Source organism: Pseudoalteromonas sp. 2CM28B (assembly GCF_023161935.1).
Window position 1 is genome coordinate 1 of record NZ_JALNTH010000012.1, and the last position, 17751, is coordinate 17751.

Here is a 17751-nt window from a genome sequence, read left to right on the forward strand (position 1 = left end):
GGGTTCGGGGTTCGGGGTTCGGGGTTCGGGGTTCGGGGTTCGGGGTTCGGGGTTCGGGGTTCGGGGTTCGGGGTTCGCCAAAATTATGCTTAGTATTAATTAAAACGCAATTAGTGATTTATTTACCACTGAAGGTTATGAGGCGCTGCATTTTACCCGCGCCTCTCAGCCCGTTGCCCGTTGCCCGCAGCTCGTAACTTTCAAATAATATAAAAAAAGAAGCATTGCTGCTCCTTTTTAAATTTTACTTAGGCCTAGGTCATTAAACACAAAAACGCGGGGTAAACCCGCTGCTACGTGGTGATAATTCTTGGTAGCAGCGATTTTATATCGCGTCAGACCTAGGTCATTAAACACAAAAACGCGGGGTAAACCCGCTGCTACGTGGTGATAACTCTTGGTAGCAGCGATTTTATATCGCGTCAGGCCTAGGTCATTAAACACAAAAATGCGGGGCAAACCCGCTGCTACGTGGTGATAATTCTTGGTAGCAGCGATTTTATATCGCGTCAGACCTAGGTCATTAAACACAAAAACGCGGGGTAAACCCGCTGCTACGTGGTGATAATTCTTGGTAGCAGCGATTTTATATCGCGTCAGACCTAGGTCATTAAACTATACCCGCGCCTCGCACCTCGCACCTCGCAGCTCGTAACCTTTAACCTTTAACCTTTAACCTTTAAATAATATAAAAAAAGGAGCATTGCTGCTCCTTTTTAAATTTTACTTAGGTTTATTTAATATCAAACCGGTCGGCGTTCATCACTTTTACCCATGCGGCGACAAAGTCGTGTACAAAACGAGTTTTGTTATCGTCTTGAGCATAAAACTCTGCCAATGCACGTAAAATTGAGTTTGAACCAAACACTAAATCAACCCGCGTAGCCGTGTACTTGGTTTTACCGCTTGCGCGATCAACTATGTTGTACTCGCCTTTAGCTGCAGGTTCCCAGCGGTTGTTCATGTCGGTTAAATTAACAAAGAAGTCGTTACTCAGTACGCCTACGTTGTCGGTAAATACGCCATGCTCACTATTGCCATAGTTAGTGCCCAGAACACGCATACCAGCTAGTAACACGCTCATTTCTGGTGCGGTTAAGCCCATTAATTGGCTGCGCTCCAGTAATAGCTCCTCAGCGGATACAGCGTAGTCTTTTTTCAACCAGTTTCTAAAACCATCATGAATTGGCTCTAATGGCTCAAATGACTCGGCGTCGGTCATATCATCAGTTGCATCGCCACGCCCTGGGACAAATGGTACGGTTACATCAACCCCGGCCTTTTTAGCGGCTTGCTCTACTGCAGCGGTGCCGCCAAGTACAATTAAATCGGCCATACTTACAGGCTTAGTTAAACTCGCTTGCAGTGTTTCAAGTGCGCTAAGTACTTTAGCTAAACGCGCAGGCTCGTTACCTTGCCAGTTATTTTGCGGAGCAAGGCGAATACGGGCGCCATTTGCACCACCACGGTGATCGGAGCCTCTATAAGTACGTGCGCTATCCCATGCGGTATTAATTAAGTCGGTTTCACTTAATCCACAATTAAGTAGCTTCGCTTTTAAATCGGTTATTTCAGCGTCGCTTAGGGTGTAATTAACTGCAGGAATAGGATCTTGCCAAATTAAATCTTCACTGGGTACATCGGCGCCCAAATAACGTGATTTTGGCCCTAAATCACGGTGGGTTAACTTAAACCATGCGCGGGCAAATACGTCAGTAAAGTACTCAAAATCGTCATTAAAACGCTCAATAATTTTACGGTACGCTGGGTCGAGCTTCATTGCCATGTCGGCATCGGTCATTATTGGGTTTAAACGAATCGATGGGTCTTCCACATCGACGGGTTTATCTTCTTCTTTAATATTAACCGGCTCCCACTGATGAGCACCAGCAGGGCTTTTGGTTAGCTCCCACTCGTAATTAAGCAGCAGTTTACAATAACCGTTGTCCCATTTAGTTGGGTAGGTTGTCCATGCGCCTTCAATACCTGAGGTCATGGTATCGCGGCCAATGCCACGGGTTTTATGGTTATTCCATCCAAGGCCTTGCTCGTGCACATCGGCAGCTTCTGGCTCTGGGCCTAAGTTTTCTTCTTTGCCGTTACCATGCGTTTTACCTACTGTATGGCCACCGACCGTTAGCGCTGCGGTTTCTTCATCGTTCATTGCCATACGTGCAAAGGTTTCGCGCACTTGTTCTGCGGTTTTAAGTGGGTCAGGTTTACCATTTACCCCTTCTGGGTTTACGTAAATTAAACCCATTTGCACTGCCGCTAATGGGTTTTCCATGGTATCGGGTTTATCAACTTGGGTATATCGCTCATCACTTGGCGCAAGCCATTCTTTTTCTGCGCCCCAATAAACGTCTTTTTCTGGATGCCAAATATCTTCACGGCCACCGGCAAAACCAAAGGTTTTTAATCCCATTGATTCGTACGCCATATTACCGGCTAAAATAATTAAATCGGCCCATGAAAGCTTGTTGCCATATTTCTTTTTAATTGGCCATAATAAACGGCGCGCTTTATCTAGGTTGGCATTATCTGGCCACGAATTAAGTGGTGCAAAACGTTGATTACCGGTACCACCACCGCCTCGACCATCAGCTAAACGGTACGAGCCCGCAGAGTGCCATGCCATACGGATCATCAGGCCTCCATAGTGCCCCCAATCAGCTGGCCACCAAGGTTGGCTTTGAGTCATTAAATCTTTTAAATCGGTTTTAAGTGCTTCTAGGTCGAGTGAATTAAACGCGTCGGCGTAATTAAAGTCGCTGTCGTAGGGGCTGGTTTTGCTATCGTGCTGATGAAGAATGTCTAAATTAAGTGAGTTTGGCCACCAATCTGTATTGGTCTTTTCGGTTGTAGTATTACTGCCGTGCATAACCGGGCATTTACCCGCTTTATGATTATCCATATTGAGCTCCTTTTTAAATATAAGTAAAAACGCCCATGCTTACTGCTTTTGGCATTCACCAATTGGGAGCGCTATTATTTTAATGAATGACGTTTATGGTTTCTGCTTATTCAATATACGTGTAGCTGATTTGATACGCTAGGGAAAAGTAATGCTTTAAAACGATTAATCTCATTTATAAATATGATGATGCTGCCAGCGGTGTGCTTAATATTAAAACTTTTTATAAAATAGATGATCGTTATTAAAAATAGCCACGTAATGTCCGCTGAAGGGTTTGAAAGTGACTTAGGTTTTCTTAAGTGCACAGTGGAATACCCCCCTTCGCCATGAAATTATAGTTATAAAAGGTGTATAAGTTACTTATGCACCTTTATTTCTTTCTAATTTTTATCTATTTGAATTTAGTTAAGTAAAAATTCAGGTAGGCAAACATACAATAGCACCTATCTCCTATTATTCCCTTGATATGTTGATGTAGTTTTTTCCAGCCCACCTTGGGCTGGATTTTTTTGCCTGTAATAAAAGATTTTTGAGTTAATTCCAGCTTCCCTATCCTCACCCTAGTACCAATGATGTGCGCATGTTAAAGTTAACAAAGCGATTAACTAATTTTTTAACTAGGCATATCAATGCGTTTTTATTTTTTACTATTTATTGTATTTAGTGGTGTTTTTTCATCTGCGGTGCAAGCTGCTGATAAAAACACCGCAGCACTCAACGAGCAACAACAGCGTGAATTAGCACAGCTAGAAGCCCCTTTGTACAAACCATTACTTGAACGTTATATTCTCGACGAATTAAAGTCGGTACGCCAAGATCAACAAAAACTGCGTGAAGACGTGACCAAACAAGTTACGCATGCACAGTTAGACACCGCCGATCGGGCGCTTACCTACACCACAGATACCATTAATAATGTATTTTTTATTATTACCGCCACCGCGTCTATTTTGGTTTTAGTAGGTTGGAACTCGTTACGTGATGTAAAGAACAAAGTAGAAGATATAGTAAACACCCGAGTGAGTGTTATTACTGATGAATATGAAGATCGCTTGAAAATATTAGAAGAAAAACTGCGAGTACGCTCTGAAGAAATACTCAGTAACCAAGAACGCATATCAATCACTAATGAAGTTCATTCGTTATGGATGCGAGCCAACCTTGAAAGTGATATTGCGAATAAAATTGAAATATTCGATGAAATTTTAAAACGTAAACCAGAAGATGTAGAAGCCATTGCCTACAAAGCGGATGCTTTACTAGAATTAAATGAGACTGAGCAAGCTATTGAGCTGTGTAATCAAGCAATTGATATAGATAGCGACTATGGTTACGCATACTGGCAGCGCGCCTGTGCGTATGCTTTAACGCATGAGCATGCAGATGCTCTAGCCGATATAAAAATGTCGCTTGAATACTCACCCAACTTACGAAACGAGCTACTTCATGAAAGTGCCTTTGCCAGCCTGCATGATAACGATAGTTTTAATGCCATTGTTTCAAACGAAGCTTAGCGTTTAAAGTATAAGTCTATTGCTTTAGTGAGCAGCTCGTCGAGCTGCTCTTCAAAGTCTTCTATGTTGATTTCAAAATGATTTAAATACGCTTTAGCCTGCACTTGAGATAAGTTGCGGTTTTTAACGCTGTATTGCCGCTCATCTTTTTGCTTGTCGTATCGAGGTAAAAATAATAACTGCGCATAATAAGGCGACTTAATATGCTTGTTCGCAAAGCGACAAAAGTCTTCAATGTGGCCTGCGCCATCAGGGCCTAAACAGCCGGGCTCTACACGATACATTACACGAATTTTTTTCTCGTCACTTAGCTGCATAATTAAGAATTACCTAAAAAATAAAACCCTAACCACTTTACCATCTTTGATCTGATAACTTGATATAAGCTCTGAACGTTTATCTATAACGTTCGCATCCGTTGAACAGGTTTCTGACAGTTCATGGTCTATTACAATATCACCATGCACAATACGCTTGATTGGTGATGAGTGCAGACACTTAAGTTTTTTAAACATAATGCCATAACGCGCTATTAGTTTTTCTTTACCTTTAAATAATAGCTCATTCGGGAAAATATAAAACTCAACATCTTCATCATACATACGAATAAATTCTTCAATGTTACGCGCGTTGTAAGCATTTACTAATTGCTCAACAACAGCCAGTGACTCGCGCGACTGTTTTGCTTTGGCTTGTTGCCTTGCTGTGAGTGCTTCTTTTGCTTGTGTAACCGCTTGCTCAGCTTGCGCAACAGCTTGTGCTTTATCTACTTTACTTTTAGGCTGTTCAACCGGCTTTGTTGATTCGCTGCCAAGTACTTGAGAGTCATCGGCTTTAACTTTCTCAACAACTGGCTTTTTTGGTGTATTAGCCTCTTGGCTTAATGTATCAAGCGCGTCTTGTTGTTGCGCTGCATTTTTTTGCTGTGTTTGTTTAGTCTCGTTCAGCGATGTTGATTGCTCTATAGCATGACTGTTAAATGTGAAAGCGGCCAATAAACAGGCACAAATAATAAATAAAGATTTCATGGATTTCCTAAGTACGAAGACTAAATACAATTAAAGCGCAACATAGCAAATTTTACCCTCATGAGATAGTTATTATAACGTTATAGCTCGCTACCAATACTGCTCAACCGTGATATGTCCCGGCTCTTTTCGACGATTACGCTTATAATTTTGAGCCAATAATAACTCTGTGGTGTCTTTAACCATTTGCGGATTACCACACAGCATAAATTGGGCGTTATTTGGTGTAGCGTATAACCCCACGTGCTCATATAAAGCGTTGTTTTCAATCACAGTGGTAATTCTGCCTGCTAAGCCTTGTAAAGGCATCTCACGGCTAACAACCGGAATATAGTTCAGTTGACTAGGGTGTGATTTTATTAGTTTGTTAATAAGCTCCTGATAACTTAAATCGCTATTTTGCCGTACCCCATGCACTAAGTTGATATGTTTGTATTTTTGCCATACCTCACTTTGCTGCAATATAGATAAAAACGGGCCAATGGCGGTGCCGGTGCTAAGCATCCAAAGTTGTTCACTCGCTGGCACTTCGTCAAGGGTAAAAAAACCGCTAGCACGACGCTCCATTAGTACAGTGTCACCTGGGGTAAGTTGTGCTAAATGCGATGACAATTGGCCATCGACTACATTAATTAAATAAAATTCTAAATTTGGATCATCTGGTGCGTTAACATACGAGTAAGCACGAGCAATGCGTTTTTCACCGTCCATAATAGAGAGCTTTGTAAATTGCCCTGCTTTAAACGGTTCTACATCGGCGTTAACCGTTAAGCTAAATAACGATTCATTCCACCATTTAACTGACTTTACTGTGGCATCAATCCAATTAGACATAATTACTCCAGAGTGTAAAACGTGTTTTAGCTATCAGCTAAAACTTTAAAGTGGTTCATTTTAAAAGCAAGTTTTATAACTTAAACATTAGCATTAAGTTATAAATACTGACAGGGAAATTAAATTGGAAGACAGCGAGCTTCGAGTGACGAGCTTCGAGTGGCGAGCTTCGAGTGGCGAGCTTCGAGTGGCGAGCTTCGAGTGGCGAGCTTGTGTAGACATCAAACTGGTAGCAGCGGGTTTACCCCGCGTTTATTTACTCCATAATTTTTAACCTGACGCGATATAAAATCGCTGCTACGAAAGGCACTTACTGCTAAAAACAATTTTTCACCACAGAGGGTTCCGAGGCGCTTCGCGCTACACAGAGGTGAATTGGTATTTTTTTTAAGCATTTCTCTGTGAACTCAGTGTTCTCGGTGGTAAATACATATCTGACGCGATATAAAATCGCTGCTACACCCTGATAGTTGCTTTTTCCTCTAAAAGCGCAGCGTCTCTTCGCCCTCTTTGTCAAAATTCACTAAAACTGTTTGAACAAAGAGAAGGCTACGGGTTTCGAGTATCGAGCTGCGAGCTACTGCTAAAACCTTTAACCTTTAACCTTTGACCTTTGACCTTTAACCTAGAACCTGAAACCTAGGAACATAAAGCCCGTAGCTCGAAGCTCGGTGCTGGCACCTAAATTCAGGCATAAAAAAAGCCGCATAAAATGCGGCTTTGCGGGTTTAGTCTCACTTCACTTTGGGCGTGTCTCCAAAACTTAGTGAATACGTTACCAAGGAACTGTTGTATTTAACCTGAACTCTGGATAGTAAATCTCTTAACCAAAGTTCAGGTTAGTTAAATAGTTAATTAAATTGACTCTAGGGCAATTTTAACCATTTCGTTGAACGTGGTTTGACGCTCATCTGCAGGTGTTGCTTCGCCGGTGATTACATGATCACTAACGGTAAATAATGCCATTGCTTTTGCGCCGTATTCTGCTGCTACGCCGTATAAGCCAGCTGTTTCCATATCAACAGCGAGTACACCTAGTTTGTCTAGATCTTTATAAAACGTGTCGTCTGCTTGATAAAAAGTATCGGTAGTAAATACGTTACCTACTTTTGCATCGATACCTAAATCTTTAGCTGCATTTACGCCGTTTAAAAGTAATTCAAAGTTAGCTATTGCAGCAAAGTCAGTACCACGAACGCGGGCACGATTTACGTTTGAATCTGTGCTTGCACCTTGTGCAAAAATCACGTCGCGAATTTTAATATCGCTTCCGATACCACCACAGGTACCTATACGAATAATATTTTTAACGCCAAAACTGACAATAAGCTCACGAGCATAAATTGACATTGAAGGAATGCCCATGCCAGAACCCATAATGCTCACTGGCTTACCTTTGTAAGTTCCAGTAAAACCGTACATGTTACGTACGCCGGTTACTTGCACTGCATCATCTAAAAAGTTTTCAGCAATATATTGTGCGCGTAGCGGATCGCCTGGCATTAATACTGTTTCGGCAAAATCACCTACGTTTGCACTGATATGCGGAGTACTCATCGATTGTTTTCCTTTTGTTTGGCTAAAAGCCCTATTACTTTAAAAATAGCGAGCGTATTTTTAAGTTACTTAACTGTGTTCAGCTTATCAATAAAGCCATCACCATATTCTAACGCTTCAAGGTTAAACCATTGTGCAAGCGTTTGGCCAATATCGGCAAAGCTATTGCGTTCGCCCAGCGGGGTATTTTTCATCCCTGGCTGATAGGCAATAACCGGCACATATTCACGGGTGTGCTCAGACCCTGGAAAGGTCGGGTCACAGCCATGATCGGCGGTGATCATTAATAAATCATCCGACTTTAATTGCGCTAAAATAGTGGGTAAGTAATCATCAAATTCTTTGAGCGCTTTCGCATAGCCAACAGGATTTCGGCGGTGACCAAACTTTTCATCAAAATCAACTAAATTGGTAAAAATCAAACTGTGATCCGGCGCAGTCGCCACCACTTCGCTGGTTTTTTCTAGCAAGTTAATTAACCCTGGCGCTTTATGCTTTTGGGTAATGCCTTGATGCGCATAAATATCTGAAATTTTACCAATACTGATAACTTCGCCACCGTCTTTTGCAAGTACATCAAGCAATGTTGGCGATGGCGGTAATACTGAATAATCACGACGATTACCTGTTCTGGCAAAATCTTGATTATTAGAACCCAAAAATGGCCGCGCAATCACTCGCCCTATATTCATTTCATCAAGCAGCGCCCGTGCGATTTCGCAAACTTGATAAAGCTTCTCTAGGCCGAATGATTCTTCATGCGCGGCTATTTGAAACACACTGTCAGCTGAGGTGTAACAGATTGGTTTACCTGTTTTTACGTGCTCTTCACCTAGCTGCTCTAAAATCGTGGTACCTGAGGCATGGCAATTGCCTAAAATACCCGGAATACCTGTGCGAGCAATAAACTCGTCTACAAATTCTTGTGGGAAACTCGGCTGTGTTTTAGGGAAGTAACCCCAATCAAATAACACTGGCACGCCTGCCATTTCCCAATGACCCGATGGCGTGTCTTTACCGCTTGAAAGCTCTTTTGCGTAACCCCATGCACCTTGTGGTTTATGTCGCTCAGCAACTAAACAGGGTTCTTTACCAGCGGCTTCACATGCATCCACTAACCCTAATTTTGAAAGGTTAGGAAGCGAAAGCTTACTGCCAGTCTCGTCATAATATGCCTTGAGTAAATGTGCGAATGTATTAGCACCAACATCACCAAATTTATCTGCATCGGGTGCTGCGCCAATTCCTAAACTATCCGCCATTAAGATAATTGCTCTTGCCATTGTGACCTCACATCTGTTCTAGGTGGTTACTTTATCTGCTCTTCGAATTTTCCGTACAGGACATAAGTCCTGTTTCATAAAACCTAAACATTATAAATTTGCACTCTTAAGCGAAGCAAAAGAGATTAATCGTGTCTTTTTTGCTATTGTGATCTACCAACAATATATCCTTCTGTGTGGGTGAGAACTTTAGTGACACGAACTATTATAGCTATTGCAGGCGCATCGGCGTCCGGCAAATCTCTATTTAGCCAAACTATTTACAATGAATTGGTAAATGAGCTTGAACCAGGCGCTATCGCCATTATTGAAGAAGATGCTTATTACAAGGATCAATCGCATTTGCCGATGGCACATCGTACGCAAACGAATTACGACCATCCTGATGCATTTGAACACGAACTAATGCTTGAGCATTTAACACAACTTCGTAATGGCCACTCTGTTGAAGTACCAACTTATGATTATGCCCAACATACACGCAGCGATAAAACGCGCCGTGTGGCTTCGGCTAAAATACTCATTGTAGAAGGTATTTTATTACTGAGCGATAAAGCGCTTAATAAAGAATTTGATATCAAGGTGTTTATAGATACGCCATTGGATATTTGTTTAATGCGCCGAATGCAACGCGACATGGAACAAAGAGGCAGAACATTACAATCTGTTGTTGAGCAATATCAAGCAACTGTTAGACCGATGTTTTATCAATTTATTGAGCCTTCAAAGCATAACGCTGACTTAGTTGTGACTCGAGGCGGTATGAATCGCGTTGCGATTGATATTATAAAAAGTAAAATAAAGTACATTTTACAAGAATAACAACGGGAAACGTTTGTATGACAACATTTATGAGCTTAGTAGGCATGCTAGTGCTACTAGGCATCGCTTTTGCGGCCTCAACTGATCGCAAAGCAATAAAACTAAGAACCGTGGGTATCGCATTTTTAATGCAAGTCATTATCGGCGGTTTTGTACTTTTTTTTGAAGCAGGCAAAAATGTATTAGCGAGTATGTCTCGCGCCGTTTCATCGGTTATTGGGTATGCCAACGATGGAATTGGCTTTTTATTTGGCCCATTAGCATCGCAAGATACACTTGGGTTTATTTTTGCCATTCAAGTATTGCCAGTGATTGTGTTTTTCTCAGCACTTGTTGCTGTGCTTTACCACCTTGGCATTATGGATTGGGTAATTAAAATTTTAGGCGGTGGTTTACAAAAATTATTGAAAACCTCTCGCACCGAGTCGCTTTCAGCCACCGCAAATATTTTTGTTGGCCAAACTGAAGCGCCACTCATTGTTAAACCGTTTATTGCAACCATGACCAAATCTGAGTTATTTGCCGTAATGGTAGGTGGTTTGGCAACCGTAGCAGGCTCTGTAATGGCTGGTTACGTAATTATTGGTGTAGACCTTAAATATTTAATTGCAGCTAGCTTTATGGCAGCACCGGGTGGTTTCTTAATGGCAAAAATGATAGTGCCAGAGACAGAAACACCTAAAGATGATTTAGCCGATATAGATTTAGGCGACGACAAACCGGTTAATGTTATTGACGCAGCAGCATCAGGCGCAGCAAACGGTATGCACTTAGCATTAAACGTAGGTGCCATGCTTTTAGCATTTGTTGCACTGATTGCGTTATTAAACGGTTTATTAGGCGGTATTGGTGAGTTGTTTGATTACCCTACATTAACGCTACAAGAAATTTTAGGCTACTTGTTTGCCCCTGTTGCATGGTTACTCGGTGTACCGTGGAATGAGGCAATTTTAGCCGGCAGCTTTATTGGTCAAAAGTTAGTAGTAAATGAGTTTGTTGCTTACTTAGACTTTATAAATTATCGCGATACGTTAAGTGCGCATACACAAGCAATTGTTACCTTTGCCTTGTGTGGCTTTGCTAACTTATCATCGATAGCCATTTTACTAGGTGGATTAGGCGGTATGGCGCCTAGTCGGCGAAAGGATATCGCACGCTTAGGGCTCAGAGCAGTGTTAGCAGGATCTATGGCTAACCTTATGAGCGCAGCAATTGCTGGGTTTTTCCTCTCGCTAGCTTAGAAACTTAATGAGACGATCCAACTGTTGCAAAACAATAGGATAGCGCTTTAAGGGGTTAAAGCACTATCTGACTTGAACGATACTTCACCAAGGGCCGCAAGGCCCTTTTATCGTTTTAGCCCCCCTACTTTAAACCCTTTTAATATCTTCGTTAATTCTCACGTTCTCTCTACGATTAATACCAATTCGCTTAGTTAAGTAGTCTATTTTGAGGCTGGAAAACGCATTGATCGCAAGGCAGAAAATTGGCTATTTAGTTGTTCTCGGCAATTGCTCCTGCATTGCTCTACCTTCTGCATCCATGCAGTCGTAAATGAGAATTTTTTAACGCAGGTAGCGACACGTTTACCCCCGTAAAATGATTAAGTACTATTGCGGATTGGTATAAATTCAGCACAGGCAAAGTGTTAAAGTCATCAGAAAAAGTGGCCCAGAGGCTAACTAACTAGCGGTGAAATGCTATGCGTTCAACTATGATGTCGGATAGCGATGAATTTAATTTTTAACGTAACGGTTAATATAAGGTTTATACTCAGATTCAGCTTTAAGTTGCTTTAATGCTTGATTAAAGCGTTTTACTACCACAGGTGAAGCGGCTTTATTAAAGCCAATATAGTTGCCTTTAAGTTCATCCACATTAATTTGCTTGAGCTTCACCACGTCATCCCTAGAGTACCCAAATGGCTCAGTTTGATGATCAATAGTAAAGTCAGAGCCAATAATTAAATCGATGCGTTTTTTAAAAAACAATCGCATAAATGAGTCAGCTTCACTAAACAGTAGTAAGTTTTTATCGGTAACAAACCCAAGTCGACGCACCAGCATTTCATAAATGTCGCCTCGCACTATGCCCAACGAGTAGTTTTTAGCTTGTGATATATCATTCATCACAATATGGTCGCTGGTTTTTAATTTAAAAAAGTAGGTTTGGCTCGATACCAAAGGTCCCACCCATTCAAAAAGAGGAATACGTTCTTGCGTTTTTGCTAGAGAAATGATGGCTGAGTGTGGGTTATTTTGCACTAACTGGTAAGCACGCTTCCAAGGTAACATAATAAATTCGCACTCTAGTGCGGCACGATCACAAGCGTCTTTCACTATGTCATGATTAATACCCGCTAGCTGTCCAGCTTCATTTTGAAAATTGTAAGGGGCAAAGCTTTCGGTATAAATAACCAATTTAGGCGCATTAGCCTGAATATTATGGCTAAATAGCAACCCTAACGCTAATAATGTAAATTTAAAAATAAACACCCCCTATAATTTAAGTAATAACCTTAGCGTAGAAAGCATGAAAAAACTATTAGTTTATAGCACTTTTATAATGTTAAAAATAGCAGGTGATTTGAGAATGACTATCGTTAATAATACCAATCCGCAATAATACTCAATCATTTTGCGGGGCTAAACGTGTCGCTATTTGTGTTAAAAAATTCTCATTTAGAACAACTAAATAGCGAATTGTTTGCCTAGCTATCAACCCGTTTTTCCTGCCTCAAAATAGACCGCTTAATTAAGCGAATTGGTATAAATTTACGGATGGTGGGGAGATATCTTAAATTTTAGACACAAAAAAAGCGCCTTAAGCGCTTTTTTTCATTTTACTTAAAAGTAAAATTATAGAGCTGTGATGTTATCAGCTTGAGGACCTTTTTGACCTTGTGAAAGAGTGAACTCTACACGTTGGCCTTCAGCTAAAGTTTTGAAACCTTCGCTTTTGATTGCTGAGAAATGTGCGAAAACGTCTGGACCATTTTCTTGCTCGATGAAACCAAAACCTTTAGACTCGTTGAACCACTTAACTGTACCTGATACGATGTTAGACATAGTATTATTCCTGATATAAAAATTAAATTGTGCCCTAATGGGCGGTGTAGCAAAAAATGAGATGGTACTTAAAAACTTCAGGACGGTACTACAAGTATTACTTATACAACAACGAAATGGAGATTTATAAATTATCATGCTTTCTTTCTAGCTGCGCACTACTATATAGAGTTACAGACTCAAGTCAACCCTTAATGCGATTTAATTTATAAAATAGCTTAAGCAGCCCGCTTTATAAATTAAGTACTTGTTTAAAGAGCTTAAAATTCAAATTCTAGTGCCATTCTAAAGCTATGATTTTTCTCTGACTGGCTGATTTCAGTAATAAAACCGGCTTCCCACTTTAATTGTTTTTGCCCATCAAAGCGATGTAACCCTATAAATCCGGGGCCAATACCGACAAAGTCTTCGCCAAGATAAACCTCAACCGCGGGCTGAAAAGCAGACAAATAGCGGTAGCGATATTGCGCTCTAAATTCGCTTTCCCACTCATTTTGTATATCTTGGCCCCACTCGTACACTAAAAATGCATTCATAGTGAGACTTGCACGACCAAACTCTTTTTCAATCACAAAACCGGTGGTTGCTTCGTATGCGTCGGCGTCATGCTGTTTTTCAAATTCAAATAACGCGCCCCAATCAGCCCATAGCCTACCCTGCTCTATTAACTGCCAACGAAGTTCTAACTCATACGCTTGCAAGCCAAAGTCACCATTATCATCGCGCTCGCCCACTAAATAGCCTTCCAATGCCATGGTGTCGTTAATTGCGCCGCCTAAGCCAACGCGCTGCGCTAAAATATTACCACTGTCGGTTTGATGTGACACAAGCCGCCACTCTAGCTCGCGCTCAAACGGCAAAACATACGGATGATAAACTTTATCAACCACTATGCCATCAGCATAAGTCAGCTTAGGTATTAATAAACAAAAACCAATTAATACAGTGGCTGCAAATAGGTTTATTGCTTTCATGATTGTTCCTTAGTTATTGATTTAGGAATAAAATAACAAACTGATAAAAATAACACGCTGCTCAGCACATAACTTAAAACACTGGTTAAATTAGGCGTAGCCTCATAACCGATAAGTGCGCGCAAAACCCGTCCAAACTCTGAGTTTTCAGTTAAAATAGCACGTAAATCCCATACGGTTGCCGTTGTTGCTATCAAATCAATTTGGCTCGCCAAATCAAGTGCCACAACCAGTTTTGCCGCACTGTTTAACGCTAACAATACCAATAAAGGAATAAGCCCAAAGCGCTGTTTGATTGCACCCAATAAAAAATACAACAACACACTAAAGCTACTGCATATCCCTAAGCCTAAAAAAGTGCCAATAAATAAGCTTTGTGCTGCTTCGTTGTTTTGCCAAAAGCCAATCAGGTAAATAATGTAATGACTTAAATAAAGAGTCATTACGCTGATAATCGCAATCATAAATGCAGGCGTTGCTTGTTTAATGGCGTAGTACAGCGCACTGATAAACACTAAAACACATAAAGCAATTTGGGTATATTCTAAACCCTGATAGTCGAACAAGGGACTGATTAGCGGAGCACTTTTTACAAATAAAAATGATAGCCCCACACCTAAAACAAGCATCCCCAGTACCTTCACTAAACTTTGCCTGGCAATCACTTGGAGTAAAATAAGTAAAATGGCCACCGGCAATAACTGATTGAGGCTCATCACAAGGCTAGTTATTAGCATCAGAACCCTCCTTTTCGGTCGCTATTACAGCACCACGCGCCGTATTGGGTGAAAACTCGCCAAAAAATTCATAACGCCCAGGAGTTAACGGCCCAATATAAATAGCGCTTTTGCGATTAGGGTAAAGTACTTTCTCTCGGTTGAGATCGAAACTGTCGAATTCTTCAGGCGTACTATCTTGATTTTCGATTAACAAGCGTACCTTTTTATTGGCTGGCACCACGATTTCTGCGGGATAAAACAAATGATTTTTAAGTACAATAAGATAGTCTTTACTGGCGGCGTTAAATGATAAAAATACGCAACAATATAAATAGGGGTGAATAAGTCGTTTAATCACATTTAGCTCCTGCAAAAACTACCTGTACTTTTAAGCCGCCCAAATCGCTGTCTGTTAAATTAATTTCAGCGCTATAAATAGCAATAATGTGCTGGACTATTGCCATGCCTAAGCCCGCACCTTGTTCACCCGAAGGATGTTGGTCGCCGCCAACGCGATAAAAACGGTTAAATATCCGTTGTTTTTGATCGTCAGTCATACCTGGACCGCTGTCTTCTATTTGCCAAATACGCTGCCTGTGCATCTGCTTTAGGGTAATTTTTATTTGTCCGTTTGCAGGCGCGTACTTTATAGCATTACTCAGTAGGTTTGAAATCAACGTCACTAAGGTAAACTCATCACCGTTAATAGTAAAGTCATCTCCCTCAAGGCTAATAGTGTGATTTTTAGCCTCTATTTTTTCATACAACTGGCTAACTACCTCTTGCGTGATCGCTAATAATGATTGCTCCTTAAACTGTTTTTGCCACTGCTCTGGCTGAGTACGCCCTAGTATTAGCATTTGCTCTACTATATTGGACAGTCGATTAATACCTTGAGTCATGGCTTGTAATTCTTGGTTATCCCCTTGTTGAGCAGCCAAATTATGCACATTAATTTTTAAACTGCTTAGGGGAGTACGTAATTCATGTGCCGCATCAGAGGCAAAAAAACGCTCTCGTAAATAGGCGGTTTCTACGCGTTTAAATAAATCGTTTAAGCGGCTGATCACTGGTTTTATTTCTTCATCCGTCACCTGCCAATTGATCGCTGTGAAATCATTTGCTTGGCGCAGAGCTAACTGTTTTGATAAACGGGTTAACGGTGCCAGTGCATATTTAACAAAAAAGCTAATAAATAGCGCAAGCAAAGGAACCGCCCATAACATGGGTAACATGGCTGATAAAATCACCGCCTCGGCAAGCTCAAACCGCTTAGTAATCGGCTCGGCAACAATAACGGTGCGTAAAGAAGTAGCAAAAACGAATACCCGCATTCGCTGCCCTGCAATATTAAGCGTTTGAAAACCCGCTTGATACTGGCTCAAATCAAGATTTAATTCGTCAGAACCGCTAAGTAGCTCACCACTTTGCCAAATTTGATACAGTAACTGGGGGCTTTCTTGCATTTTTGGCGCCATAGCGTTTATAGATAGAGGCTGTTGCATCAAGACTCCAGCCACCACTTTTAGCTCACTATCGAGTAATTGCTCACCATGGCTCATACTTTTTTGATAGCCTTTTACTAAAGCTAAAAAGCAAGTTAACACCATCATTGACAGTAAGATAAGTGTTAAACGCTTACGAATTGACATAGCGCATGGTTACCTTTGTAAATTCAAGTTTGTGCAATATAGGGGCGTTTTAATCACGTGAACTATCTCTTTCCCACGACATAGCCAATACCACGGAGAGTTTTAATAAAATCGCTGGGGAATTTTTTTCGTAGGTGATGAATATGCACCTCAATGGTGTTAGAGCCAACCTCTTCACCCCATTGATAGAGTTTATTTTCTAACTGCTGCTTAGATTGTACGCGACCTTGGTTTTCCAGTAACGCTTTTAGCAGCATGTACTCTTTTCGCGGTAGAGAAAGTAGCTCATCGTTAAGTGTGACACTGTGCGCTGACGTATCCATAGTAACATCACCACATTGTAATAAGCTCGACTGAGCTTGATTTACACGTCGGCTCGCTACGCGCAAACGAGCAAATAATTCGGCTGGTTCAAATGGCTTAGCTAAATAATCATCAGCCCCCATATCAAGCCCTTGCACTTTGTCATCTATGCTACTGCGAGCGGTTAGTATCACCACCGGAATGACTTTTTTTTGTGCTTTTATGTGCTTTAAAATTTGCGAACCATCACCATCAGGTAAGCCTAGGTCAAGTATAACCAACTCTATTTCGCCACTGCCTAAACATTGCAACGCATGCTTAACCGTTGCGCTGTGTTCTACACTGTAGCCTTCTTGGCGCAATGAGCGGCAAAGCCCTTGCGCCACAAGATGATCATCTTCAACTAATAATAAATGCATTGTTTTTTTTGTTATCTCTTTAGTTTTTTATCAACTTTAGCTAATAATTGGCTAATTGCTTGCTGACGATATTTGTCCGCTTTAGCGCGAGTATCACGAATACCGGCTGCTTGTGCAACTAACAAATGGGCTTTAGCTTGCTCATATTCACGCTCGTCATATAAAAACTCACCATACAAGTAGTTAGTATCAATGCCTTTTTTGTTAAAAGCGAGCGCTTGCTTAAAAAACTTGTCGGCGGTGTCATCATCACCAAAACCAATAGGCCACCCCGGTACTTTACTGTATAAGGTTGCTAGGCTGGCATACGCTGAGCCACCTAAAGCACTGTCGTCTATTTTAAGGGCTTGCTCTAATGATGCCTTTGCATCTTTGGCATAACCCAACGCCCCTAAGCCGCCTCTTGCACCCGCAAAACTTGCCAGCACAATGCCGTTCCATGTATAGCTATTTGCTGAATCAGGGTAGCTTTCAATAAATTGAGCACTTTGCTCACTTAGTTGAGTAAAGGCTTTGATTTGTGCATCATCTTTAAGCTCATAATTAGCGACAGCCCACTGCTGTTGAATAGCGAGTAAATCGCTTTGTTCGTCTGCAAATACCGGCGATGAAAACACACTAACAATGCTTAAATAAGCTACTAAAGTAAATTTTTTCATAA

The 17751-nt window shown here is 41.2% G+C and carries 17 protein-coding genes; 3 read left to right on the forward strand and 14 right to left on the reverse strand.

The genetic code is table 11. The features are described from left to right. Positions 1-733 precede the first annotated feature (733 nt). Positions 734-2914 carry a catalase/peroxidase HPI gene (gene katG, locus MTN96_RS16515; RefSeq protein WP_248532247.1) on the reverse strand — a complete coding sequence of 727 codons (2181 nt, stop codon included), beginning with the start codon at positions 2912-2914 and terminating at the stop codon, positions 734-736. 632 nt (positions 2915-3546) lie between these two features. Here katG and MTN96_RS16520 point away from each other — a divergent pair. After that, positions 3547-4431, forward strand: a complete 885-nt coding sequence (locus tag MTN96_RS16520) for a tetratricopeptide repeat protein (protein WP_069439065.1) — start codon at positions 3547-3549, stop codon at positions 4429-4431. Here MTN96_RS16520 and MTN96_RS16525 read toward each other — a convergent pair. The 5 genes from MTN96_RS16525 to MTN96_RS16545 form a co-directional block, all read right to left on the reverse strand. Further along, positions 4428-4748 carry a hypothetical protein gene (locus MTN96_RS16525; protein ID WP_248532248.1) on the reverse strand — a complete coding sequence of 107 codons (321 nt, stop codon included), beginning with the start codon at positions 4746-4748 and terminating at the stop codon, positions 4428-4430. The genes MTN96_RS16520 and MTN96_RS16525 overlap by 4 nt on opposite strands. 9 nt (positions 4749-4757) lie before the next feature. Further along, positions 4758-5459 (reverse strand): nuclear transport factor 2 family protein, encoded by a 702-nt coding sequence (locus MTN96_RS16530; RefSeq protein WP_248532249.1) that lies wholly within the window; start codon positions 5457-5459, stop codon positions 4758-4760. A gap of 90 nt (positions 5460-5549) precedes the next feature. Further along, on the reverse strand, positions 5550-6293 hold the full coding sequence (locus tag MTN96_RS16535) for a ferredoxin--NADP reductase (RefSeq protein ID WP_036983620.1): 744 nt from the start codon (positions 6291-6293) through the stop codon (positions 5550-5552). 855 nt (positions 6294-7148) lie between these two features. Further along, a complete protein-coding gene (deoD, locus tag MTN96_RS16540; protein ID WP_036955453.1) occupies positions 7149-7850 on the reverse strand; it encodes a purine-nucleoside phosphorylase in 702 nt (233 codons plus the stop codon). A gap of 65 nt (positions 7851-7915) precedes the next feature. Then, positions 7916-9133, reverse strand: coding sequence for a phosphopentomutase (locus tag MTN96_RS16545; protein ID WP_069439061.1), 1218 nt, complete (start codon positions 9131-9133; stop codon positions 7916-7918). Between the two features lie 192 nt (positions 9134-9325). Here MTN96_RS16545 and udk point away from each other — a divergent pair, with 192 nt between their 5' ends. Beyond that, entirely contained in the window at positions 9326-9955 is a 630-nt protein-coding gene (udk, locus tag MTN96_RS16550) for a uridine kinase (RefSeq protein WP_008110733.1), read from the forward strand. Between the two features lie 17 nt (positions 9956-9972). After that, entirely contained in the window at positions 9973-11196 is a 1224-nt protein-coding gene (locus tag MTN96_RS16555) for a NupC/NupG family nucleoside CNT transporter (RefSeq protein ID WP_069439060.1), read from the forward strand. 495 nt (positions 11197-11691) lie between these two features. Here MTN96_RS16555 and MTN96_RS16560 read toward each other — a convergent pair whose 3' ends face one another. From MTN96_RS16560 to MTN96_RS16595, 8 genes are all read right to left on the reverse strand, one after another. After that, on the reverse strand, positions 11692-12450 hold the full coding sequence (locus MTN96_RS16560; protein ID WP_248532250.1) for an ABC transporter substrate-binding protein: 759 nt from the start codon (positions 12448-12450) through the stop codon (positions 11692-11694). Positions 12451-12813: 363 nt separating this feature from the next. Continuing rightward, positions 12814-13023: a cold-shock protein gene (locus MTN96_RS16565; RefSeq protein WP_008467029.1), complete on the reverse strand. Its 210-nt coding sequence runs from the start codon at positions 13021-13023 to the stop codon at positions 12814-12816. 260 nt (positions 13024-13283) lie between these two features. Beyond that, the gene (locus tag MTN96_RS16570) at positions 13284-13997 is read right to left on the reverse strand and encodes a hypothetical protein (protein ID WP_248474830.1); all 714 of its coding nucleotides are present in this window, start codon (positions 13995-13997) and stop codon (positions 13284-13286) included. After that, on the reverse strand, positions 13994-14734 hold the full coding sequence (locus MTN96_RS16575; RefSeq protein ID WP_036983615.1) for a hypothetical protein: 741 nt from the start codon (positions 14732-14734) through the stop codon (positions 13994-13996). The genes MTN96_RS16570 and MTN96_RS16575 overlap by 4 nt, the downstream gene beginning before the upstream one ends. Next, entirely contained in the window at positions 14721-15074 is a 354-nt protein-coding gene (locus tag MTN96_RS16580; protein ID WP_248532251.1) for a cupredoxin domain-containing protein, read from the reverse strand. The genes MTN96_RS16575 and MTN96_RS16580 overlap by 14 nt, the downstream gene beginning before the upstream one ends. Beyond that, positions 15067-16368 carry an ATP-binding protein gene (locus MTN96_RS16585; protein WP_248532252.1) on the reverse strand — a complete coding sequence of 434 codons (1302 nt, stop codon included), beginning with the start codon at positions 16366-16368 and terminating at the stop codon, positions 15067-15069. Before MTN96_RS16585 ends, MTN96_RS16580 begins: the two co-directional genes overlap by 8 nt. Before the next feature lie 62 nt (positions 16369-16430). Next, positions 16431-17090 carry a response regulator transcription factor gene (locus tag MTN96_RS16590; protein WP_013462838.1) on the reverse strand — a complete coding sequence of 220 codons (660 nt, stop codon included), beginning with the start codon at positions 17088-17090 and terminating at the stop codon, positions 16431-16433. Between the two features lie 11 nt (positions 17091-17101). Next, complete coding sequence (locus MTN96_RS16595; protein ID WP_248532254.1) at positions 17102-17749, reverse strand: hypothetical protein; 648 nt, start codon at positions 17747-17749, stop codon at positions 17102-17104. Positions 17750-17751 lie beyond the last annotated feature (2 nt).

Coding starts and splice junctions, on each gene's coding strand:
- katG (WP_248532247.1), bottom strand. CDS start 2,914: ATGGATAATCATAAAGCGGGTAAATGCCCGGTTATGCACGGCAGTAAT.
- MTN96_RS16520 (WP_069439065.1), top strand. CDS start 3,547: ATGCGTTTTTATTTTTTACTATTTATTGTATTTAGTGGTGTTTTTTCA.
- MTN96_RS16525 (WP_248532248.1), bottom strand. CDS start 4,748: ATGCAGCTAAGTGACGAGAAAAAAATTCGTGTAATGTATCGTGTAGAG.
- MTN96_RS16530 (WP_248532249.1), bottom strand. CDS start 5,459: ATGAAATCTTTATTTATTATTTGTGCCTGTTTATTGGCCGCTTTCACA.
- MTN96_RS16535 (WP_036983620.1), bottom strand. CDS start 6,293: ATGTCTAATTGGATTGATGCCACAGTAAAGTCAGTTAAATGGTGGAAT.
- deoD (WP_036955453.1), bottom strand. CDS start 7,850: ATGAGTACTCCGCATATCAGTGCAAACGTAGGTGATTTTGCCGAAACA.
- MTN96_RS16545 (WP_069439061.1), bottom strand. CDS start 9,133: ATGGCAAGAGCAATTATCTTAATGGCGGATAGTTTAGGAATTGGCGCA.
- MTN96_RS16555 (WP_069439060.1), top strand. CDS start 9,973: ATGACAACATTTATGAGCTTAGTAGGCATGCTAGTGCTACTAGGCATC.
- MTN96_RS16565 (WP_008467029.1), bottom strand. CDS start 13,023: ATGTCTAACATCGTATCAGGTACAGTTAAGTGGTTCAACGAGTCTAAA.
- MTN96_RS16570 (WP_248474830.1), bottom strand. CDS start 13,997: ATGAAAGCAATAAACCTATTTGCAGCCACTGTATTAATTGGTTTTTGT.
- MTN96_RS16575 (WP_036983615.1), bottom strand. CDS start 14,734: ATGCTAATAACTAGCCTTGTGATGAGCCTCAATCAGTTATTGCCGGTG.
- MTN96_RS16585 (WP_248532252.1), bottom strand. CDS start 16,368: ATGTCAATTCGTAAGCGTTTAACACTTATCTTACTGTCAATGATGGTG.
- MTN96_RS16590 (WP_013462838.1), bottom strand. CDS start 17,090: ATGCATTTATTATTAGTTGAAGATGATCATCTTGTGGCGCAAGGGCTT.
- MTN96_RS16595 (WP_248532254.1), bottom strand. CDS start 17,749: ATGAAAAAATTTACTTTAGTAGCTTATTTAAGCATTGTTAGTGTGTTT.